The following is a 24068-nucleotide window of genomic DNA, read 5'->3' on the forward strand; positions in this document are numbered from 1 at the left end:
TCCCTCCTTTTCATTTAAAAATCTTATGAAGATGCTCTTTATAAAACGAGATAGCTCCTTCGTATTCTTTTACACTTTCTAGTTTTACAACAGTTTCAAGCAATAATTTCATTGCTTCTTCATAAGCTTTTACGTTATATTTCGCTAATGAAAGAAATACTTTCATCGCATCACTGTTTGGAAACTGTTTGAGTCCAGCTTCTAACGTAACCATCGCTTTATCGTATTCACTAATGCAGCGGTATGTACTTCCAAGTCCAATATATGCTCCGCATAGTGATTCCCCTGTAAGTCCGTTAGCAATTGCCTGTTCATAGTATGAAGCAGCTTCTGTTTCAAGTCCCATCGCATCATGTGTCCATGCGCATTGATAGAAGACTTCGGGATTTTGAGTTAAGTTCGCTAAACTGACTAATATGTCTCTTGATTCTTCATACTTCTTTTCATCCCGGAGTTGAATCGCTTGCTCGAGTAACTGTTTCACCTGCATCGCTCCTTATTTGTTCCAGAATAGATGCTACACCATCATCTTCATTGCTATCCGTTATATAATATGCTAATTCTTTCAACTCTGAAATTGCATTTTCCATTGCAATTGGATAACCACATTCTTTGAACAAACCGATATCATTCCAATCATCACCAAATACCATTACTTGTTTTGCACTTATCTCATGCTTTTGGCACCAATTTAGAACTGCATTCTCTTTTGAAACATTACGCCCCATAATTTGGATGAGCTGATTTTGATCAGTACAAATTACATTTACTTTATGCTGAAATTGTTCTTTTAATTTCTCATAGTGAGAAAACGAGTGTAACAGTATTTTAGATACAGAACGTTGCCTCATTTCTTCATTTGTAATCACAATCGGCTTCGTTGCTGTTATAAAATTCGTTTTTATATTTTGATTTATGTAACATATATCTTCTACCTCAATAGCGATGAAAGAAGCAGGTTGTGTTTGCGTAACAAAATTGATAATTTCTGCTGTGTGAATTGCATCAATTGGATAATGATAGTTTACTTTTGCTATTGGATCACGTAATAGAGCTCCATTGTAATACACGATCATTCCGATGCTTTGTAATTCTTTCGGAAGAAACTGCTTTACAGAACGAGGGGCTCTTGCTGTCGCAAAAATGATAGGTATTCCTTTTCTATAGCAATCCATAATTGCTTTTCTATTTCTCTCTGATACCTTCTTTTCATGATTTAATAATGTGCCATCTAAATCTAATACAACGGCTTTAATATCTTAAAAAAACATGAACACCTCTCCCTTTTATAAACGACTCAAACTCCCCTCTTCTACACGATTGCATAACTGTTCTAACCTATTTACAATCTCTTTCGCTGTTTCGTCTTTCCCTTCACATAGACCAACATTTCCATCCTCTCCAATCACATGATGGATGGCTGCATGTGAATATAATGAATGCGGAGAATTTGCTATCATAAGATTTGCTTTCGCCTGCCCCATTCTTTCACTTGCACGTTGAATTAGCTCTACCTCATTGACATCGCTTTCAAGTTTGAATCCAACTAAAATCGTTTCAGGATCCCATTGTTTAATTTGTTTTAATATTTTAGGCGCTTTTTGAAAATGAATAATTGGTGCTATATTACTTGAAATCTTTCCATTCATATCAAGTACATTTCCATCTTTATCACAAATTTTATCAACGATCCAATCTGATCCAGCAGCTGCCATAATAACTACATCGATTTTCTCATGTGTAATAATACTTTTCATTTTATCTTGTAAATCAATAATCCCTTCAAATGGATGTAATTCTAATTGGTTATTTATAGCATTCGGCTTTTCAGCAAAATAACCATGTAAGTATATAACATGCGCTCCTTTTGACATCGCTTCTTCAGCCAACATTCTTCCAATTGTACCTTTTGCTAAATTTGTATGACCGCGTACTTGGTCCCATTTCTCTAAACAGCCACCACTTGTAATTAAAATCTTTTTCCCTTTCATCATAACCATCCCTTACTTATTTTTCGAACGAAACCATTGTACACCAAAGTCAACAATTTCTCGTTGTTTCATTAATCTACACGTTGCATTTCCAACTTTACCAATTGTTACAGCGTTTATTTGCTCAAACTCTCTTCCAATCTCAACAAACAAGTCAGAATCATAGTCCATTTCATCGAACTCTTTCCATACCCTTGTACCATTTTCTATAATTGGCGCTCCAACTTTTACTAGTTCACGTGCTCCCGTACGTATTTCAGATAAATGCACGGATGTGTTCGAATCATAGCCTACACCTATCAACAATACATATCCATCTAAATCATATATTGTCTTTAATGGTGAATGCTCTCCCAAACTAATTGAAAGTGAATGCTCAGCTATAATAGCCTCTGCATGTTTCCCCCATGCTGCGAAACTATTTAAAGGATGATTACTACGTTTTACATTCGGATATGTACGGAAACATTCTACAACTTTTCCCATCGCTAGTGTTGGAGTTATATCTGGATGAAACGCTGGAACATTGTCTCGAATAATTTGCCACCAGCTTTCTGGAACAGGTGGTCTTACCCAATTTTTCGGATCTGATAAATCCGATGTTTGCGTTGGCATGATAATCGTACCGTCTTCAGTAACTACATTCATTAAAGCTTCAACTACAGAGACTGCTCCTCCAGATATCCATCCAATTGAACTAAGAGAAGAATGGACAATCACTGTCATTCCTTTTTTTAGTCCTAATGTAAGCAAGTCATTTGATATCGTTTCAATTGTATTTGGTAATTGAGTTCCTGCCACTATATCATTTATCTTCATGATTATCCCCCGTCTACTTTATCGCAACTCTTATAAACTTAAATTTTGAACTCACACCTAATATTTTATCATATTTTTCTTAATTTTCAATCTGATTAAACCCATGGCTAACTCTATTTAAGAGAATATAAACAACAATAAGTGCAAGAATAAAAAAATCTCTCCAAAGTAAATCATACATTACTTTGGAGAGATTTCTGTGTTTTAAAAGTAATCAAAGAAACAGGGTGGTGAATCCGGAATAGCATCCTCTAGTACTTCTACCATTTCGTAAGGTCCTTTTATTCTTCCGATATCATACAAAAATGCAGGGCTTTTATAGCTTAGCAACATAGTTGCTAATGTTTGAATCGTTAATGACATTCCCTTCATATCATTCATTTCTTTCTCATACGTTATATGTAATTGTTTGTCAGAATTCCACTCTAGAGAATAAGTCCCTTTATTCCACTCCAACATAGGATCATCTAGATGCAAAATTAGTTTTTCACTTTTCACCCGTTTAAATGGGTATTGTTTCAGAAAACCAATGACGTCCACAATTCTTCCCATATAGTAAGGCGCAATTGTCTGTTTGATTTCGCTATCTTCAAGTAAGAAAGCGACTGGTTCATGAACGCATGTCTTTCCTTTCACATAATACACCATCGAAAAATGAGCACTAATGAAATTCCATAACCCTCTTCTCGCCTCTTCATTTAAATAAATCATTTCTTCTATATAAAATTTTTCCTCAAGGACTCGATAAAATAAGTACCCATGGGGAATATCTTCATCTGTGTAAAAAATCGCTAATTGCAAATCAATTGTTTCCTCGCGAAATCTTTCTTCCCATGCGAGTGTATTTCGAACCATCGCCCCATTTGTTTTTCTCGCAAAATCATCATAAATCTTTTCTTTTTCTTTACTTTTTAATCCAACTCTCCTTACTCGCCCACTAATGTTGCCACGGTACTTCGGAAGCTGTGTATCTTTAATTTGGTATTCAATGATATCAGAAATAATTTCCCAGCCTTTTTTCCGGTAATAAGGAATCGAATAAGGGAACAAATACGAAATATATTGTCCATTCTCTCTCATCGTTTTTAAGCTTTCTTTCATTAATGAATTCATTAATCCATGCCCGGCATACTCTGGATATGTCCCAACTCCAGTAACTCCCCCCATTTCATAAATCACACCATGAATATTGACTTGAAAAGGAAGAACGACAATTTGAGAAATTAATTTATCATGATCAAACCAGCCTAAAGCGGTCCCTGGCTTTAACTGATGACTTTTCTTTTGCACCATTTTCTCTTCATCATTAATCATTTTTTTAGAAACTTGGAACACGTATTTCATCAAATTTGAAAACTGTTCCACTTCACTTTCTTTAATCGGTCTCATAACCAAACCTTTATAATACTTCTCATTCATTTTTATATGCTCCTTTATACCATTACCTATAAACCCAACCATTTTGTTAGTATATACAAAATGCGTTATAAACAAGCATGTATAATGAGATTGTTATTGAATGTAGTGGGCGATAGGAATCAGCTGTTTTCATTATGAATGAATAAAGCACAATGAAACCTTTCTATCCCCGGATATTTCTCTCCCAAACTTGTAACGGTAAAGCCACATTTTTTATAAAATCCTACCGCTTCATCATCTGTTTCTGCTTCTACATAAATTAATCCATGCATATGAATCACTTTCTTTATCATTTCGAAAGCAATTCCTTTATAACGACTATTTGGCAAAACTGCTATATGGCATATTCTCGCTTGTCTTTCAGCATAAAATTCCATGCCAATACAAGCTATCGCTTTATAATGATATAGTGCGGTATTTCTATTTTCTTCATAGAACTTTATAGCTTTTTGTAAACTTTTTTCCCGGGGCCCCACTGCATACTTTAATAGCGGAACCATTTTATCCTCACTTAGATTTCGCACAATAATCACCATATTCTTCCTCCTTTACAATACAAAATTATTCCGCTAGTCATGAACAGTAAAACATTCAACTCTAAATTCGGTAAAATTAAAGAAAAAGGCATCCTTACCTCTGTAAGAAATCTGCCTTTTTCGCATTCTAACAATCTATAGTACTTTTTATAATTCTGCAATTTCGCTTCCTTTTTCAGCATAACTCATATCACCAACAGACTCTACTGTATATTCTCCATCTTTATAGAGAATTTTAGTTACACTTGCATTTTTTACCCCCATTTTTGTTTTACTACTATCAAGCATTTCTACTAATGCAGTGATCATCATTCCATGACATACGACTAAAACGTTACCTCCTCCATTTTTGGCCGTGTCTTCACTAATTGTATCGATTTCTTTTTTTATACGAGTTGAAAATACTTCCCAATTTTCAGCTTGTTTCGTAGCATCTGCTTTTGCAATAAAATTCGTAAATTCTTTAATAGAAAACTCTATTGATTCAGTTGTGTCTTTAACACCGGCAGTATTTTGAATAGCCTGCAACATATTTTCAACCTTATCACCTTCAAAAATCCCAAAACTCAATTCACGTAAACCTTTCCGTTGTTCAAGTTTTAACTTTGACTGTCCACTATACTTTAATACTAAGTTAGCAGTTTCAATTGCACGGCCACTATCACTACTATAAGCATCAACAAAAGGTATATCTTGTAATCCATTTCCTAAACCTTTCACTACTTCAATTCCCTTCTCCACTAATGGAGAATCTGCCCAGCCTTGTACACGTTTATTCGTGTTTAATATTGTTTTTCCATGTCTCGTAACATATAACGTAACGATGTTATCTTTATTTTTATGTGTTGTATTCATATCTTTTTCCATATTTCTCTCCCTTTAGACTATTTCATTTATTTTAAAGTCTTCATTCCTTCCCAAACCCAAAGACATCTCAGTAAACTTAAAAATCTGCTTCATTTACTGATATATTATAATTTTAGTTTATATAAATTCATATTATATACTATGAAAACGCAACAAAAAAGGAACCGATTCCACAATTATAAATCAATTCCTTTTCACCCTTTTTATACTGTTATCTTTTCACTCGTCTTCATAACACCTGCAACATGAAAGGTCAGTCCTATTCTTATCTATCTTGAAATCTTGCTAATCTCTTTACTTAATCACTACAATCTGCAAACAGGAAATCAATCTCTTTCCCATCATAAAAATCCCCATCAACAATAAACTTTTCAATCCCAACTGTGCCATTCTCCATAAATTTAATCTCCCATCGTTGACCTACTGCAGCCACTTCGACCATAACACTTTCCCTTCTCACTTTACTTAGTTTATAGAATATATGATTGTCTTCTAATCTATTTAGAAAATGAATGAATTCTTTTAATGCCATGTAATTTCCTCCACATAAAAAATATTAGCTCTTTATTTTTAAAGAGCTAATATTCATTCACGCTGTTATCTTTTCTTCTTTTTTCACAACCACTGCAACATAACTATGCAGAATCATTCCTACAACAACAAGGCTCATTCCAACCCATGATAATGATGATGGAAATGGAGCAGATAGCCAGATTAGCTCTCCTAGTAACGCAAATAAAACTTCACCAGATTGTGTCGCTTCTACTGTTGCCAATTTCTGCGGATCATCTTTTACAAGATCTGTTGCAAAGAAAAATAATACAGTCGCAATTAAACCAGAACTAATCGCTACGATAAAGCATTGGAAAACTTGGTCACTTGATGGTAATCCGCTTGTTGCAACCTCATATCCAGACAATAAAAACCAGAACGGTAAACTTGCTAATGTCATTCCGAGAACTCGTTGAAAGACATCTAACTCTCCTCTACACACCTGCATCATTTTTCGGTTTCCAAGTGGATAAGCAAATGCTGCAACAATTACTGGAACCACACATAAAACGGTTTCACGAATCCCTAATGAAGAAGCGTGCTCTACTTGCATTAGAAGAACACCAAGTAATATAACCGCAGACATCATCAATTCTTTCATTGGAACTTTTTTATGCAGTGAATTTGTTGCGAATAATGGCGTTAATAAAATTCCTGCTATAATTGTAATTTGCCATGTGGAAGCAACAAGCCACCCTGGTCCAAATGCACCCGCGAAGCTAAGCGGTGCGTAAAACAGACCAAAACCAACAATACTCCATAACAACCACTCTCTCGGGTTACCTTTCATATATTGAAAGAGTTGCTTTAAGTTTCCTCTATACATGACAATTATGACAAGTAGCGGAACCATAAAGTAATACCGCAGTGATGCACTCCAAATCCAGCTTCCCCCTTGTAAGTCCATCGCACGGTTTAAAATAAACGTAAAGGCAAAGAAAAACGATGCCAATACCCCCGCTGCAATTGCTTTCATCCTAAAACTCCTTATACAGTTTTCTTCTACTATATAACAGAATACATTTGATTTAAAATAAATTTCTAAAATTTCATACTACAAATAGTGTTTTTATACGCTTATTTCTTGGGGATACAATTTACGTAATCGGCTTATATGAGCTTGATGATAGCGGTTATGGTCAGCTATATGCCAAATTCCCCACCTAATTGTAGCCGTTTGACCTTTTTCATAATAGACTTCGCGGGTTAAATCCGCTTCCGTTAGTTTCATACATTCATCATAAAACATATTTTGAACATCTTGATAAGATTGCATGAGTTCTTGCAAAGAACCTTTTTGGATATTAGGTAATTCTCCTTTTTCATTAAGCATAGGGCCATATTTTTCTTGTAATGATATTGGAACTTGCACACCTTTCAGGCGAAATACCCAATGTAAATCTACAACAGCTAAATGTTGCAACAATTGTCCAATACTATTCTCATCATTAGCAGGACCTTTATAATATAGTTCTCCTTTTCCCACGCCTTCTACTAAGTCTCTTAATCTTTTGAATGTGTCACTTACAGTAGCATATAATATTGCAACGTGCGGATTCATATCCCTTTCTAAATATAAATCTTTCATTGTATTTCTCCCATCCAACTCTTTATCTTCTCATTGATTTCATTGGCCTGTTCATGATGAATATAGTGATTTGTACTTGGAAGTATAACTTTTTCCGTTCGTGAAGGGATGTTTGACAGTTCATTCTGCGTCTTCTCCCAATTTTCATAGCCATTATTTGTGGAAGAAAATTGCAATACCGGCATGGTTCCTAAATTTCCATTTTCTATTATCTTTTTTCCGTTTTTACTCATTGAATCTAATTCTTCTTTCATATTTCGGTTATTTGTATTTTTAAGAGCCATTGAAACTTTGAGTTCCTGTAATTCTCTCGGTAAATTAGGGATATCTATAAACATATGATCCATCAGTCCAAACAACGATAACGTGCGCAATATTCCGATATTTTTACCTATATTCATAGTATACCAACTAACATTCATACCTATATCCATTTTAAAATTCTTTGCATACTCTGGACTAATTCCATCAATAAAGACTAACCCTACAATTTCATTTGGATATAACTGTGCATACCGAATGCTTTCTAACACCCCCATCGAATGTCCTACTAATATAAAAGGAGGTTTCTCGCCTGATCTCATTAATAATGAACGCAATTCATTTACAATTGTATCAATATCTCTACTTTTCTCTGTTTGTTCACTATATCCATAACCAGGCCGTTCATATACAACTATTCTATTTTCTTTCTCCAATTGATGATAAAGCGGATAAAAATCCGCATACGGTGTTGTCGTACCGCTTCCTGCTGTCATCACGATCGTTGGTTTATCTTCACGTTTCCCTGTTGTAAAAATGTGCATATCATGATTGTTAACTTCAATTACCTTACCAGGTACTTTCATATCGTTATTTACAGAAACAGCTTGATATAGTGTGCTAGCCATAAAAACAATGAACGCAATAAACAATGCAATCCGCTTCTTGCTTTTAAACATCCGCTACTCCTTTTCTATAACTTTTAAATAAATAAAACCATTAATTCATCATCACGATATATTCCATTCATTTTTAGAGCCTTACTTTCTATCCCATACGTTGCAAACCCCATTGATTGATACAGTTTTTTCGCTACTTCATTATCTGAAACAACCCCTAAATTAATTTTCTCTATTTCTAGTTCTTTTGCTTTTTCAATTAACGCTCGAATTAAACCTTTTGCTAAACCTTTCCCTCTACTTTGATGATCCACATACATCGCAACAAGATGTCCTTTATGTTGATAAGCTGCTTTTTGCTCCGTAAGCAACGTGACTACACCTAGCAATCTATTTTCTTCATTAAAAGCACCGAATGTGTAACTCGTTTTTGAATTTAAATTTTGAGCAACTTCCTCCACGGGATTTTCTTTTTGCATCGCTTCTTCATACGTTGTTACAAATGCATCTGGATTTACTTGCAATGCTTGTAAACGTAAGGCCCAATATTGTACTGCATCTAATTCTGATAAAATTCGAAGCATTTATATACATCCTCTCATCATTAAGTTTCTAAATTTAACCCACAATTGTTTACATAATAATATTATATATTACATGTTATTAATAATTTCTCTTCTTTCAACATACTAAAGCGATAACGATTAATAAATACACCTTCTCGCAATCTATCATTTCTCATAATTCCTTCACAAACGAATCCAGCTTTTTCATAACTTTTAATTGCTTTTACGTTATCGACATCAACGCGTAGCCACACTTTCTCTAAACCAAACTCATAAAATCCAATTTGTAACATGCTGTATAACGCTGCAATCCCATATTTGCGTCCCCAATATTCTTTATTCCCAATTGCAATTCCTAATTCAGCATTTTTATTCGTTTTATCAAAGTTTTTCAGATCAACCCAGCCGATATGCACACCATCTTCAGAAACAATAGCTCTTTGTTCATACTCATTTTCACGATTCATACACATCTCAATCCATCTTCTTGTCTCATCACGTGTAAAAGGTGGATATTGATCGGGTACAACTAAATGTTTTGTCACTTCTTTATCTAATGACCATTGATATCGATCTTCTATATCATCTAATGTAAGTTCTCTTAATACAATAACTGGTACATTCATTTTTCTATCTCCCCTTTATTTCCCTACAGAAAACCCCTCAAACAACCTGCCTCCATATTTTTCTAGCGTTCCTTCTATAAAATCAATCAGTTTCACCTTCTCACCAGTTCTATAAAAATGATCAAAAGCCTCTACAAACTCTTCCGCAAATACTTCATCATATTTTCTTAAAACGCGAATAAACCATTTAGAATTCCCCACCCATTGTCCGTTTACTCTAAGAACATATTCATGAACTAAATCAGCGAGAAGATTCGCGATAAACAATTCCTCTTCCCTCTTTGTTGTCCCAATAAAATCGTCTAATGCATCTGTTAGAAAGTACCGTTTCTGTCTCATAAGCTCTTCTGTCCATTTTTCAGGACCTTGATCTATTAATTGCCTAGCTTCTTGTTTTAAGCTTGTTACAATTTCTTTTTCTCCCCTTAACACAATTCCTTCAGAGACAAGTTGAGGTAGCGTCGGCTTCCCTCTCTCACAATCACTTTTAAAATATTTTTTATATGTTTCAAAATTATGTACAAACACTTCCACTGGCCAACCGTTACTAATAAAAGATTCGCGATAACAATTGGGTAGCTTACTATCAATGATGATAATATCAAGATCAGATGTTTTTGTTGCTTCCCCCCTTGCAACACTTCCTCCTAATAATGCAACATCGCAATTTAAAAATTGTAATTTGATAATTTTTTGTGCAGCGTCGATTGCTTTCATGCGGTTTTCCTTCTTTCATTTTCTTTTTTATTTTTCCTTGCCTAAAATATGTACTTACGATATATTCGACACTATTTCTTATTTTCCTAGTTTTTTTCTTCCGGTACGGTATGTGAAATTAATCATACCTAAAAACAAAATCACTTTATATAAAGTGATTTCTTCATGCTCTACTGGTTGTTTTCATGGCCAATCAAACTTTTACTGTAGTAAGATATTTTTATGAAAAGATGCCCCTAAATATCTTACTTAACTAAAGAAGGAATTTTGATTTATTTCATCTCGTATTTCTCACTTTCCCCTTAATGTTATTCGGTTCAGACTGTACTCGGCCAAAATGTCTAATGGATTGATTATTCTCTTCCTTGTTCTCTGTTCACACTTTTCAGCAGCATCTACCATTGATAATTGTGCAACCGAAATAATCTGATTTTCATCTTTCATGAGCTGATATATATACTTACTCACTTTATCATCATATTCTTCTTTACGTCCTTGTATAATTAATTCAAAAGTATCTTCAATAATCATTACTTTAATATCTATAGATTTCTGTTTTTGCTGTGCATATTGATTCAAGCGCTTCACTGTCCCAGTGACAGTACTAGGATTTGTGAATAATATCGTTTGCGGCCCTTCAACCTTACATATCATTTCAAAGAATGATTCATCAATTTTTAATATAGGTTTTGCAATTAAAAACTCTTCCTCCTGTACTAGCGTGATATAATTTGTACATGTAATTAGAACTGCATCTATATTACTTTCTGCTATCCACTTCAGCTGATCCTTCAACTTGTTTTGGGCTTGCTTTCTTCCAAACCCTTTATCACTTTCCATCCTCTTAGATAATATGGGATCTACAAAGTGGATCAATTCTATCTCAAATAATTCAAATGCCCTCTCTATATACGCAATATTTGAATGATGAGCATGTAAACAAGCTAGTTTTTTCATTTTTATCACACCTTTTTCATTTTGGCTTTGTCCATGTAAAGTGTTGATATTTTGAGATATAAAAAATCAACACCTGCAAAAATGGTGATTTTTTCGTATTTTACTGTTTAAGATGCTGTAAAATTAATCCTTTACCATTTTCATCAGCAGTAGCAAATGAAAAATCTGCTCGCTTTTGGTTAAATGCAAATGATTCAAGCCAATATCGATAGCAATCAGCTACATGAATACGAGTCTTTATAATGCTATCACTTCCAAAATTCGGAACGGTGCTGTGCAACTTTTGCAGTGGGATTCCTTCTAAAAAGATAAATAAAGTTTCCCTGGTAGAGCTAATAAAGCCATATTGTTGCTATAAAACATTTAACATTCAATACCACTCCCCTTTATTTACGTCATACGCAATATAAATATAGAAACTAACTCTATACTCACCAGGATGAAACCTTTTTCACTTTAGAAACCTTATGTAAGAATATAGGCACTCTTGTTTTATTACGTATATTTCCTCACAATCATTCTTAAGGTTCCTATGTAACAGGTCCCTAGCTGCTGTATAGTTTAATAGCGTAATTAATTTTGATAAATTGTCCATCTAAAATAACTCATTCAGATTGGTGAAATCCACGACTTGTTTAATAATGAATAAACTCATCACCTTTCATTCGCTATATTACGATTAAAATCCTTCATTATAAAAGGTAAATTGAAACAATGACGTTTTTTTCTTCATCCTCTAGCTTCTTTACTTCTGCTGAATTTTGATGTGAGGATCTTACTACCTCTAGAATAGTGGAAAAAATACTAAACAACAAAATCTTACATACTCTTTTACAATTTTTTTGTATTTATACCAATCTTTTTTTGCATTTACCTACCTAAAATTGCTAATATAGTAGAGTAGAACAATTATAGAGAGAAGGAAAATTATGCACAATGGAATTCGAATGACGACCTTAGTAAAAAGAGCATTGTTGATTTGCGTCGGGGTATTATTTTTATATGAAGCGGTTTATGGATCAACTCATATTGCTTTAGCAAGTACGGAAGATGAAACAAAATCCGTTCAACTTGTAAGTGAAATTCAAACTGCTCTAACTCCAAAAGAAGCTCCAAAGCAATATAACGGACAAGTGAGAAAAGTTGCTTACTTAACATTTGACGATGGTCCTGGCAAATACACTGCTGAGCTGTTAGACGTGTTGAAAAAAGAAGATGCGAAAGCTACATTTTTCCTTATTGGAGCAAATGTTAAAGCATTTCCTGATCTTGTAAAGCGTGAAGATGCTGAAGGACATTATGTTGGTATGCACAGTATGACACATAACTATAAAAAACTTTATACAGAAGGTCGTTATGTGGATGAAATGAAAGAAGACCAAGGCTTAATCGCTGGCGTTATCGGAAAATCACCTGTATTAACTCGTCCATCTTACGGATCTATGCCTGGATTAAATGAAGCGCTTCGTAATAAAGTTGTCGAAAACAGTCTAAAAGTTTGGGACTGGACAATTGATTCCTTAGACTGGAGATACAATAAAATGCCAGTAGACGCTGCTGCTGCACAAATTGTACAAAATGTTCTCGCTGGTGCAACAAACCCAACAGAGGTCATTTTAATGCACGATATTCATCCACAATCTGTGAAAGCTGTACCTGCTATTATTAAAGGTCTAAAAGAAAAAGGTTATGAATTTGAAAGTTATCATGAAGATGAACATTTCCCATTAAACTTCTGGCATGATAAACGCATTTAACGAAAAAAGGCTTGATTTTCTTCTTTAGAAAATCAAGTCTTTTTTCATTTCTTTTAGAAAATTGCTGATAATAATTTTGCAATTTCACTTATCAAAATACCAACTACTGCGAAATCAGAATCACCAAATGTTGTATTTTCAAAACCTAATCCGCCTAATACCGGTAATAACAATGCTGGTAAGAACGATATAAGTAATCCATTTACAAAGGCTCCTAAAATAGCTCCTCTTCTTCCCCCAGTTGCATTTCCAAACACACCCGCTGTTGCGCCTGTAAAGAAATGAGGAATAAGACCTGGTACAATGACACTTAGACCAACTATTGGAAGAATAAACATAGACAATAATCCAGCAACGAAACTTGTTAAGAATCCGATAATAACTGCGTTTGGCGCAAACGGGAAGATTGTTGGACAATCTAACGCTGGTTTCGCATTTGGTACAAGCTTATCTGCAATCCCTTTAAATGCAGGTACAATTTCCGCAATCAACATACGAACACCCGCTAAAATAATGTACACACCTGCCGCAAACGTAATCGCCTGCATGAAAGAATAGACAAGGTAGTTTTGTCCGTTACTAAGTTCTGTTTCAATAAATTGTTTTCCCGCGAATGGTGCGACAATAAAGAATAGAATTGCCATTGTGAGTGACATAGAAACCGATGTATCACGTAGAAATCCTAGAAACTTCGGCACTTGAATTTGCTCTGTAGATTTTTCTTTATTTCCAAATTTACTACCGACAAAACCTGCTGCCAAATACCCAACAGATCCAAAATGTCCAATTGCAATATCATCCATACCTGTGATTTTTCTTACATATGGCTGTAATAGTGCTGGAAAAATTACCATGAGTAGTCCTAAAAGGATAGATCCCATCATTACAAGTGAAAAACCTTTTAGTCCTGCTGTAGAAAATACAGCGGAAATTAAACATGCCATAAAAAGCGTATGATGTCCAGTTAAAAATACATATTTAAATTTTGTAAATCGAGCGATAAGTAAATTCACAATCATCCCAAATACCATAATAAACGCTGTTTCTTTTCCTAGTGTTTGCTGAGCAATCGCAACGACAGCTTCATTATTTGGAATAATTCCTTTTATATAGAACGCTTTATCAAACATTTTTCCAAAAACATCTAGCGCTCCAATTAATATTGTGGCTCCGCCTCCTAGTACAACGAAGCCCATAATTGTTTTTAATGTCCCGGACACTGTATCAGCAAAACTTTTCTTTTGTAAGAGTAAACCACACATCGCAAATAATCCAACAAGTATTGCTGGTTGTCCTAAAATATCTTTCATGATTAAGTCAAACATAACACTGCTCCTCCCTCAGATGTTTAACACTTTCTTACATCAGATGTTTTTGCAATGCCTCTTTAATTTCATTTTGATCTAAAATGTTTGTTAACCCTGCCACTGTACGAACACCATCTTCAAGATTACAAATGATATCCTTTGCTCCTAAATATAAATCTGCTTGTTCTGATTTACTTGATGCTAAATCTGTATGAGAAACTTCAGCTTGTAAACCAAGCTCCCCTAAAATCTTCTTCACATTCATCTCCACAATAAAGCTACTTCCTAATCCATTTCCACAAACAACTAATACTTTTTTCATTTTACTTCCCCCTTAATTAGAATATTTAGCTATCATTTCTAGCATTTGTTCTTTTGAATTTGAATGAATTAATGTTTCTACATTTTCAGGTTGAGATAGCATATCGCTTAATTGTGCCAATGCTTTTAAATGTGTTTCATTATCAATCGCTGCCAGAACAATGATTAAATTTGCAGCGTGCTCTTGCTTTTCTGAAAATGAAATACTTTCTTTCAACTGTAATAAACTCATACCTAACTTTTTCACTCCCGCTTCAGGGCGAGCATGAGGAATTGCAATTTTAGGTGCAATCACGATGTAAGGTCCTAACTTGTTTACATTCGCAATCATTTCTTGAATGTATTCTTCTGAAATATACTCCGTTTGTAACAACGGTTTAGCTGCCACTTGAATTGCTTCCTCCCAAGAATCAACACGATCCTGAAGCTGAATATATTCTCTCGTCAATAGTTCGTTTAACATAGGTTTGTATTTCTCCTCCTTGCACAAATGCGCTGGACCACTTATAAACTCTCTCAATTCTTTCTTTAATGAATATTCGTCTATCACATTCGCATATTTTTGAATAACCTGCATCATAATATCAACTGAATCATTTTGATCCTTGCTAAATAATGCTGCATTTACTTTTCTGAGTAGCGATGCTTTTTCAGAATCTGTTAAAATAGGATTCACCATAAAAATAGGTATTGTCCCCTTCTCTAATTCAGTTGTAGTAATAATACAATCTACGTCAAATGTATGTGACTCATATTCTCGCTTTGAGATCGCTTGCAAAATATCAATACTCGAAAATAATTGCTCTAATTGATATTGCAACATACGCGATGTACCAATCCCATTTGGACAAACAAGTAGAGCTGTTTTCCTAGGATTGGGAACGATTCCCTCTTTCCTCATCCAAGCACCAAAATGCATAGTGATATACGCAATTTCATCTTCTGAAAGTTGTTTTCCAACATGTTCTTCAAAATGATGCACCACTTTTTTCGTAAGGATATATACTTCTTCATAACTTTTTTGAATCATATGCAGTAATGGATTTTCGATTTCAATTCCATATTTCACACGATAAAACGTTGGTTTCATATGCAGATATAAATCTGAAGCAAGTCCCGTAAAATCTTGAAATATAACACAAGCATAGTGCTGAAAATCCTTTATCATACGATCTACGATAAAATGGATACCTTTCACATCATTCTTTTCATACTCTTTTTGCTGAGCATTTACTTTTGCACCTAATAAATGAGTCGTAATATAATAAATCTCATCTTTTGGAAACTTCACATGTAACAATTTTTCAAACTGCTTTCCAATATATTTCGCTGCTTCAAAATGTTTTGTTTCACGAAGAACATCTTTTTCAGCTTCTTCCATTTCAACGCATTGTCCTTTAACAATACGATTGTGAAACAAGTACATGTAAACGCTTAAATTTTCAAGCACCTCATCTGTATATTGAACACCTAAAAACTCTTCGCAATTTGATAAAATACTTTTTATTACAAACAGTTCTTCTTGCTCTTTCTTGTTCTTTTCACTTTCTTCACGATTTACAATCCGTCTTACATGAGATATTAAATATTCCCATCCATGCTTTGCAATTAACTGTGAAAGATAAAAGGTGAGTAGATTTCGTTTTCCTTGTTCAGTACCTTCGATATAATATCCCTGCTTACGATTAAAGTGTAAAGAGAGCTTAAACTTCAACAAGTCTGCTTTCATTTTTTTCAAATCAGTAAGTGTCGTATTACGACTTACCTGTACAAGATCAATTAAATCTTCTAATAAGATTCTTTTTTCTTTCGTTAATACATACAAAGCTAACCAAGCTTTTCGTTCTTGTGGAGAATAATCGTATTGAGCCATTGTAAATCCGTGTAGCTTTTGAATGACCGTTTGTTTTGTTTCATCATCTAAACAATATCCGAATGAGCGAACATATTTGATTGGTGCTAAGTGCTCTGTCTGTAACCAATCATCTACTTTCTTCATATCGTAATAAACTGTTCTTTTAGAGATTTGTAATACTTCCATAAGTTGCTCTACAGAAGTATAGCCATCCGCTTGAATAATTTGCTGTAAAATAGCGGTACTGCGGTGATCTAATATCATATATGATGTACATCCTTTCTATACTTGTTTTGATTTGTCTTGCAAGTATAGATACTAACTTTGCAAAATTAGATTTTTAAAATCACTTTCTACTACTATAGTATCTCTTCTTTCTTACAAAATTAAGTCCAAATTATCGTTTTTATATCGTGCAACGATTGTACCTTTTTATATCATAATCATATAGTAACAGTATGGTATGTGAAATTATAAAAAATATGTTATCATTTTTCTTCATACAACAAAAAATCCTACTCATATGGTATTGTTCCATACGAATAGGATTTCATTATATGAAGTTATTCAGTTGTACCTTCTTGCGTTGTTTTTACCTTCGTTTTATTTTTATCACGATGATTATAGTTATACTTCGAACGATCTACTGGCGTAAATCCTTCCGGTGTGTAGAATCGGAGTAAATCCCCATTTACAACTTGGTCAGAAAACTTAAGTTTCTGCTGAACCATTTGTTCATTTTGTTTGATTTCATCTGTTACTTCTACAGATTTTCCAGTAGTTGTATCATAATACTTTCCGTTCAGTGCAGTAACCGTCGGACTTACATAATTACCATTACGGAATGCCACAACTTGCTTATGCTCTGGCGATAATAAATCCGTACCAAATTGGATATAATTTTTTGTATCCGTACCTAGTAAATGTAACAACGTTGGAAGGACATCGATTTCTCCACCGTATTGATGCTGAACTCCGCCCTGCATACCTGGAACACGAATAATTAATGGTACACGTTGCAATTGTGCATTTTCAAATGAATTGATTTCTTTACCCATTATTTTTGACATTGCTGCATTATGGTTATCTGAAATACCGTAATGATCTCCATACATAACAATAATGGAATTATCATATAAACCAGATTGCTTCAAATAATCCATAAAGCTTTTTACAGCTTCATCTAAATAACGTGCTGTTTGGAAATACGTATCTACAGATGAATCGCCTGTTTTAGCTGGTTCAATTGTCGCTTCTTCCTTATTTATTGGATAAGGGAAATGATTTGATAGTGTAATAAATTTCGTATAGAACGGTTGTTTTAACGTTTGTAACAACGGAATAGATTCATTAAAGAATGGCTTATCTTTCAAACCATAGTTTACAACATCTTTCTCATTCATATCGTAATAGGTTGCGTCAAAGAATTTATTGAAACCAAATGATTTGTAAATATCATCACGGTTCCAGAATGTTTTATAGTTACCATGAAACACTGCAGATGTGTATCCTTGTTGTCCTAAAATAGCTGGTGCGGATTGATACGTATTATGAGATTTTGTTGTAAATACAGACCCTTGTGGTAATCCAAACATTGAATTCTCTAACATGAACTCCGCATCAGACGTTTTACCTTGTCCTGTTTGGTGGAAAAAATTATCAAAGTACAAGGTATTCGCATCTTTCGTAAATGAATTTAAAAATGGTGTTACCTCTTGACCATTCAAATTGTAATCAATTAAGAAGTTTTGGAACGATTCTAAATGAATGTAAATAACATTCATACCTTTTCCCTTACCGAAATAATCTGGATTTGGGCTTGCATAGTTAGATGCGATAAAGTTTCGCACACCTGTCATACTATCTCCATCAGCTAATGCTCGTTCCGTTGATGCTTTCATACTTTGAATCCCATCATAAATCGTATAGTTGTATGCTCCTAAATATTTTACAATATAGTTTCTGTCAAATGTTCTTGTTAATAATTCAGGACGATCCTTTTCTGCTAATCCTAAATTAACACTAAAAATTAAAATTGCTGAGATAAATACAAGCGAAAGTTTATGCTTTGCAACACGAATAGGTTTTGGGTTTGCAAATTTCGTTACTACTAATACAAGTAAAATAATTGTATCTAAGAAATACAATGGGTCATACGGTTGTAATAATGCAAGAATACTTCCGCCTAATTCTCCGAAGTTATTCGTCTGTGTTAACGTCGGAAACGTAATAAAATCACTGAAAAAGCGATAATATACAACGTTCGCATATAAAAGACTTGTCATGAGTAAGTTAATGATAATTAACCATACATATGATTTTCTTCCTTTTGCAAATAATGCCAGTCCTAAAAATAGAACTGCTGAGCTTAGCGGGTTGAAAAATAGTAAAAACTTTTGGATTGTATTTGATATTCCTAAGTTAAATTCTGTCACATATGCTGCATATGTTTTCAACCAGAACAACACAACCGCAAATACGAAAAAACCGAAGTGATTACTTAAAACACGTCTGCTCTTTAACAATAATTGTTTCATCTCTCCACCTCTTTTAATCATCCAAGGCTTATTTTTTATAAGTCTATCTCTCTTTTTATGTGTCTTCTCCAAATAGTCTTCTCAATTATTTAACCATGTGAAGAATATTAGTAATTATAAGTTTAAACTTTTATTTATTCAACTATTTCTTATGAAATATGTTGACCTAGATATATATTTAATGAAATACATTTGTAACATTTTTTCATCGTTAAAATCTAATGACCACCCGTGTAACAAGATACAATTACTATAAACCTTTATAATCTACTTCGCAAACATTCTTATTTCCAAAATTACCAATTGGATTTATTGTTACTAATTTATTCATGTGAAGAAATTAGTAACAACATCTAAAATGCCAACAAAAATAAACCCTTTACTCTTTTAAAGTAAAGGGTTTATTTGGATCTATTATTTACCTTGGTACATTGCATCCACTTGTTTTTGAAGTTCTTCATTTTCTAAGAACTCATCGTATGTTGCTTCTTTATCGATTACACCGTTTGGCGTTACTTCGATAATACGGTTTGCAATTGTTTGTACGAACTGATGGTCGTGAGATGTAAATAGTAATGTTCCTTTAAATGCGATTAAACCGTTGTTTAATGCTGTGATAGACTCAAGGTCTAAATGGTTCGTTGGATCATCAAGTGTTAATACGTTTGCGCCACTTAACATCATTTTAGAAAGCATACAACGAACTTTTTCTCCACCAGAAAGTACAGAAACATTTTTCTTTACTTCTTCACCAGAGAATAGCATACGACCTAAGAAACCACGTAAGAAGCTTTCTGTTTCATCTTGTGGGGAGAACTGACGTAACCATTCAACTAAGTTATATTCACTGTTCTCGAAGTACTTAGAGTTATCTCTTGGGAAGTAAGCTTGAGATGTTGTAACGCCCCACTTAAATGAACCGCTATCTGGCTCCATTTCGCCCATAAGAATTTTAAATAATGTTGTCATTGCAATATCATTACGTCCGATAAATGCAACTTTATCACCTTTATTTAATGTGAAGTATACATTATCTAATACCTTTTCTCCATCAATCGTTTTTGAAAGACCTTCAACAGTTAATAAGTCATTTCCTACTTCACGCTCTGGTGTGAAACCAACGAATGGATAACGACGTGATGATGGTTTAATATCATCTAATGTAATTTTATCTAATAATTTTTTACGAGAAGTCGCTTGCTTCGCTTTAGATGCGTTTGAACTAAAGCGTGCGATGAAGTTTTGTAACTCTTTTACTTTCTCTTCTTTTTTCTTATTTGCATCCTGTGTTAGTTTTAATGCTAATTGGCTTGACTCATACCAGAAGTCATAGTTACCAACATATAATTGAATTTTACCGAAATCAAGATCCGCCATGTGCGTACATACTTTATTTAAGAAGTGACGGTCATGGGATACAACGATAACTGTATTTTCAAAGTTCATTAAGAAGTTTTCTAACCATTGAATCGCTTTTAAGTCTAAATGGTTGGTAGGCTCATCTAGTAATAGAATGTCAGGTTGACCAAATAGTGCTTGAGCAAGTAATACTTTTACTTTTTCTGCCCCTGTTAACTCAGACATCTTTTTATCATGAAGATCTTCTCCAATGCCTAATCCTTTTAAAAGGATTGCAGCTTCAGATTCAGCTTCCCAACCGTTTAACTCAGCAAATTCACCTTCAAGTTCTGCCGCGCGCATACCATCTTCATCACTGAAATCTTCTTTCATGTAAATCGCATTTTTTTCTTGCATTACTTTGTAAAGACGTGTGTGACCCATAATTACTGTTTCTAATACAGGAAACTCTTCGTATTCGAAATGGTTCTGTTTTAATACTGCTAAACGCTCACCTGGCGTAATATGCACATCGCCTGTTGATGGGTCAATTTCTCCAGATAAAATCTTTAGAAATGTTGATTTACCAGCACCGTTTGCTCCGATTAAACCATAGCAGTTACCTGGTGTGAATTTTATGTTAACATCTTCAAATAATTTTCTGTCCGCAAAGCGTAATCCTACGTTACTAACTGTAATCATGTGGTTCCTCCAATTTTGATACTTTTATATACATACTTCACTTACTATAACATATTTAGCCATCTAAAGGTATATCTAATCATCTTTCTATTTCAGCAATCGAAATTTTCTATTTTAAGTCAAAAATAAAAAAACACTTAAAAGAAATCATAAAGAAACGGTCTATGTAATGGAATCAAATGTTCAAGCTCTTCTACTTCTTTCTCAGTTCCTGAAAGAGTACCAATTTCGTATAGTTCTAATGGACGCTTATATCCAAATAACATTGCTGATAAATCATTTATATTTAAATGGATTCCTCGACTGTTCTGCGTTTCTTTTTCTTCGTTATGAATCATTACTATTTCTTTATTCTGTAATTGAACCGTCACATTATTCCATGGTGCAAATGAGTCTGAAATATGTAAAATAACTTCATTTTGTTGATTACTCCAAACAAATGAATATTGATTTAAAAACTGCTCCACGTCTACAATTCGAGTCATAAAATAAGGAGTGATTTCAGCCTTAACTCGAGGCTCTTGTAAAGTATAAAGTAATGGCTCTGTTTCACTTAGTATCATCTTAAGGTCTTTTATCATCGAATCATGCTGACAAATAAAATTCCAAAGTCCATTTCTAGCTTCATTGTTTAGCGGTACAAATTCTTCTACTGTCATTTTTGAATCATTTATTTTGTACAACATATAACCAGTAGCTTCATTTTCTTCATTGTAATAGACTGCCGCCGTCAAATCATGATAAACTGCCTGCCTCCACCATTCACGGCTGCGAACTAACATACCTGCAAACCGTTTCGCAAACGTTTCATATATTGCCTCAATTTCATTTGGATGATTATCTTTATTAAAGCGTCTTATATTCCCTTTTACATGCTTTTGCATCACTAAATCACTCTTCGTCATTGAACATATGAAACGGTTTGCAAATAGTTCCCATCCATACTTTCTGTAAAATGAAACTGCAAATGGATGTAACATAGATACGCTAAATCCGTCTTGTTTCATTTTTTGCAGCGCATACTTCAATAATTCTTTTACATGTCCACTCCGTCTATACTCTGGGTATGTCGCCACCCCTGCAATTCCACCCATTTTAAAAATTTCATCACCAATATTTATTTCTAACGGAAGAAGATGCAGTTTTGCTGCAAGGTGATCACTTTCCAAAACCCCAAACAGTTGATGGTGTTTTTTCATTAATGTAAGGCGCTGTTCAATCTGATCTTCCGGTACTTTATATTGAAAAGCATATTCAGATAAGGTAATGGCTTCTTTATATTGGTGCTCTGCTAATTCAACTACTTTCATAAATATTTCCTCCTATCCCCTTTATTACATTCGTACTCATACAGTTGAACTATCCGCCACTTAACGTCCTTACAGACTGTTTGAAGTGGAGGATTCCTACGAACACCAAATTAATCCTCGGTTATCTTAGTAGGCTAACCCCGTAGTTCCTACGGTTAGAAGTCTTATGGCTTCATTTTTAAGGTTTTGTCCTGCGTTAATATCTCTGTCATGATGCATATCACAAGAAGGGCACTCCCATTCACGGAGGTTTAGATTCTTAACGTCTTTGTTTTGGTAGCCACAACAAGAACAAAGCTGACTGGAAGCGAATGTTTTAGACACAGCGATGACTTGTTTGCCGTACCATTTTGCTTTGTACACTAACATCTTTCTAAATTGCGACCAAGATACTTCACTTATGGCTTTCGCTAATCTATGGTTTTTTCGCATATTCGATACTTGCAAATCTTCAATACCAATGATGTCGTGGTTTTTGACAATTTCGGTAGAGACTTTTTGCAAGTAATCTGTTCTTGCGTTTGTGATGTACTCATGGATTCTTGCAACTTGAATCCGTTGCTTATTCCAATTTGAAGAACCTTTCACACGTTTGGAAAGAATACGCTGTGCTTTCGCTAATTTTTCTTCAAGCTTACGAAACCATTTTGGGTTAGAGAACACCTCTCCAGTTGAAAGAACAGCAAAATCTTTTAATCCAACGTCTACACCAACAGCCGAACCCGTTTTAGGTAATTCCTGCACTTCTGTTTCAACAAGAAGTGAAACAAAATATTTACCGCTTGGATTACGTCTAACGGTAGCGTTTAGACTACGCCCATGTACTTCACGACTTTTCACAAAGCGAATAAGACCAAGTTTTGGTAACTTTATTTTGTCGGCTACAACCGCAATATTTCCGTTGGTGTGCTTCGTTTGGTAGGACTGTACTTTGTTCCTTTTAGACTTAAATCGCGGGGCATCATTTTGTTTTTCAAAGAAGCGAGCAAACGCATCTGCAAGATTGCTGACAGATGACTGTAATGCAGTGCTGTCTACTTCTTTTAACCAAACAAATTCTTTCTTCAGCTTAGGAAGTTCTGCTGAACATGTTCCATACGCTAACCCCTTTCCCGCTTCCTTATATGCATCGTTCCATTTAGAAAGGAAATGATTAAATACAAATTGAGAACAGCCAATTGTTTTATTGATTAAAGTTGCTTGTTCTTTGTTTGGGTATATCCGGAATTTGTATGCTTTATTGACAATCATGACTTTCACCTCCCCTACATGCCGCAATATCCATATTATACTATTTTTGATATGTTTCTTCCTATCATTTCAGGAGTAGAAACATAAAAAAAACAAACAGTATCCTTAACATTCTTTTAGAAAGAGTGGATGCCTACAAAGCGCAAAAGGGTTTTGGTACTCGTACGCAAG

23 protein-coding genes and 1 pseudogene are annotated in these 24068 nt (G+C 34.2%); 1 reads left to right on the forward strand and 23 read right to left on the reverse strand.

Annotated elements, in window-relative coordinates:
- Positions 1-10 precede the first annotated feature (10 nt).
- The 16 genes and pseudogenes from KFD70_RS06195 to KFD70_RS06270 form a co-directional block, all read right to left on the reverse strand.
- On the reverse strand, positions 11-484 hold the full coding sequence (locus KFD70_RS06195; protein WP_336451291.1) for a tetratricopeptide repeat protein: 474 nt from the start codon (positions 482-484) through the stop codon (positions 11-13).
- Positions 444-1256, reverse strand: coding sequence for an HAD family hydrolase (locus tag KFD70_RS06200; protein ID WP_336451409.1), 813 nt, complete (start codon positions 1254-1256; stop codon positions 444-446). The genes KFD70_RS06195 and KFD70_RS06200 overlap by 41 nt, the downstream gene beginning before the upstream one ends.
- A 30-nt stretch (positions 1257-1286) precedes the next feature.
- Complete coding sequence (locus tag KFD70_RS06205; protein ID WP_336451292.1) at positions 1287-2000, reverse strand: phosphopantothenoylcysteine decarboxylase domain-containing protein; 714 nt, start codon at positions 1998-2000, stop codon at positions 1287-1289.
- A gap of 3 nt (positions 2001-2003) precedes the next feature.
- Complete coding sequence (locus KFD70_RS06210) at positions 2004-2810, reverse strand: AAC(3) family N-acetyltransferase (protein WP_336451293.1); 807 nt, start codon at positions 2808-2810, stop codon at positions 2004-2006.
- A gap of 204 nt (positions 2811-3014) precedes the next feature.
- Entirely contained in the window at positions 3015-4229 is a 1215-nt protein-coding gene (locus KFD70_RS06215) for a GNAT family N-acetyltransferase (RefSeq protein WP_336451294.1), read from the reverse strand.
- A 119-nt stretch (positions 4230-4348) separates the two neighbouring features.
- Positions 4349-4765 (reverse strand): GNAT family N-acetyltransferase, encoded by a 417-nt coding sequence (locus tag KFD70_RS06220; protein ID WP_336451295.1) that lies wholly within the window; start codon positions 4763-4765, stop codon positions 4349-4351.
- Positions 4766-4912: 147 nt separating this feature from the next.
- The gene (locus KFD70_RS06225; RefSeq protein WP_336451296.1) at positions 4913-5632 is read right to left on the reverse strand and encodes a histidine phosphatase family protein; all 720 of its coding nucleotides are present in this window, start codon (positions 5630-5632) and stop codon (positions 4913-4915) included.
- A gap of 298 nt (positions 5633-5930) precedes the next feature.
- On the reverse strand, positions 5931-6164 hold the full coding sequence (locus KFD70_RS06230) for a hypothetical protein (RefSeq protein ID WP_336451297.1): 234 nt from the start codon (positions 6162-6164) through the stop codon (positions 5931-5933).
- A 57-nt stretch (positions 6165-6221) separates the two neighbouring features.
- Positions 6222-7160, reverse strand: a complete 939-nt coding sequence (locus KFD70_RS06235; RefSeq protein WP_336451298.1) for a DMT family transporter — start codon at positions 7158-7160, stop codon at positions 6222-6224.
- A gap of 93 nt (positions 7161-7253) precedes the next feature.
- The gene (locus tag KFD70_RS06240) at positions 7254-7772 is read right to left on the reverse strand and encodes a DinB family protein (RefSeq protein WP_336451299.1); all 519 of its coding nucleotides are present in this window, start codon (positions 7770-7772) and stop codon (positions 7254-7256) included.
- Positions 7769-8713 (reverse strand): alpha/beta fold hydrolase, encoded by a 945-nt coding sequence (locus KFD70_RS06245; RefSeq protein WP_336451300.1) that lies wholly within the window; start codon positions 8711-8713, stop codon positions 7769-7771. Before KFD70_RS06245 ends, KFD70_RS06240 begins: the two co-directional genes overlap by 4 nt.
- Before the next feature lie 23 nt (positions 8714-8736).
- Positions 8737-9237, reverse strand: a complete 501-nt coding sequence (locus tag KFD70_RS06250) for a GNAT family N-acetyltransferase (protein WP_336451301.1) — start codon at positions 9235-9237, stop codon at positions 8737-8739.
- A 62-nt stretch (positions 9238-9299) separates the two neighbouring features.
- On the reverse strand, positions 9300-9845 hold the full coding sequence (locus KFD70_RS06255; RefSeq protein WP_336451302.1) for a GNAT family N-acetyltransferase: 546 nt from the start codon (positions 9843-9845) through the stop codon (positions 9300-9302).
- A gap of 15 nt (positions 9846-9860) precedes the next feature.
- Positions 9861-10562 carry a nucleotidyltransferase domain-containing protein gene (locus KFD70_RS06260; RefSeq protein ID WP_336451303.1) on the reverse strand — a complete coding sequence of 234 codons (702 nt, stop codon included), beginning with the start codon at positions 10560-10562 and terminating at the stop codon, positions 9861-9863.
- Positions 10563-10853: 291 nt separating this feature from the next.
- A complete protein-coding gene (locus KFD70_RS06265) occupies positions 10854-11519 on the reverse strand; it encodes a hypothetical protein (protein ID WP_336451304.1) in 666 nt (221 codons plus the stop codon).
- Positions 11520-11658: 139 nt separating this feature from the next.
- Positions 11659-11856, reverse strand: a pseudogene (locus KFD70_RS06270) (DinB family protein); the annotation flags it as partial.
- A gap of 592 nt (positions 11857-12448) precedes the next feature.
- On the opposite strand from KFD70_RS06270, the gene KFD70_RS06275 reads away from it, so the two are divergent.
- Positions 12449-13276 (forward strand): peptidoglycan-N-acetylglucosamine deacetylase, encoded by an 828-nt coding sequence (locus KFD70_RS06275; protein ID WP_336451305.1) that lies wholly within the window; start codon positions 12449-12451, stop codon positions 13274-13276.
- Between the two features lie 53 nt (positions 13277-13329).
- On the opposite strand, the gene ulaA is transcribed toward KFD70_RS06275, so the two are convergent.
- From ulaA to tnpB, 7 genes are all read right to left on the reverse strand, one after another.
- Positions 13330-14601: a PTS ascorbate transporter subunit IIC gene (gene ulaA, locus KFD70_RS06280; RefSeq protein ID WP_336451306.1), complete on the reverse strand. Its 1272-nt coding sequence runs from the start codon at positions 14599-14601 to the stop codon at positions 13330-13332.
- A gap of 34 nt (positions 14602-14635) precedes the next feature.
- Complete coding sequence (locus KFD70_RS06285; RefSeq protein ID WP_000757314.1) at positions 14636-14905, reverse strand: PTS sugar transporter subunit IIB; 270 nt, start codon at positions 14903-14905, stop codon at positions 14636-14638.
- 12 nt (positions 14906-14917) lie between these two features.
- Positions 14918-17023, reverse strand: a complete 2106-nt coding sequence (locus tag KFD70_RS06290; protein WP_336451307.1) for a BglG family transcription antiterminator — start codon at positions 17021-17023, stop codon at positions 14918-14920.
- A gap of 299 nt (positions 17024-17322) precedes the next feature.
- Positions 17323-19296 (reverse strand): lipoteichoic acid synthase, encoded by a 1974-nt coding sequence (gene ltaS / locus KFD70_RS06295; protein WP_336451308.1) that lies wholly within the window; start codon positions 19294-19296, stop codon positions 17323-17325.
- Positions 19297-19710: 414 nt separating this feature from the next.
- Positions 19711-21336 (reverse strand): ABC-F family ATP-binding cassette domain-containing protein, encoded by a 1626-nt coding sequence (locus KFD70_RS06300; protein WP_017151930.1) that lies wholly within the window; start codon positions 21334-21336, stop codon positions 19711-19713.
- 137 nt (positions 21337-21473) lie between these two features.
- A complete protein-coding gene (locus KFD70_RS06305) occupies positions 21474-22646 on the reverse strand; it encodes a GNAT family N-acetyltransferase (protein ID WP_336451309.1) in 1173 nt (390 codons plus the stop codon).
- A 126-nt stretch (positions 22647-22772) separates the two neighbouring features.
- On the reverse strand, positions 22773-23897 hold the full coding sequence (tnpB, locus tag KFD70_RS06310; RefSeq protein ID WP_336451310.1) for an IS200/IS605 family element RNA-guided endonuclease TnpB: 1125 nt from the start codon (positions 23895-23897) through the stop codon (positions 22773-22775).
- Positions 23898-24068: the final 171 nt, after the last annotated feature.

Origin of the sequence: Bacillus pfraonensis (assembly GCF_050768835.1) — a bacterium.
Classification (GTDB): Bacteria; Bacillota; Bacilli; order Bacillales; family Bacillaceae_G; genus Bacillus_A; species Bacillus_A pfraonensis.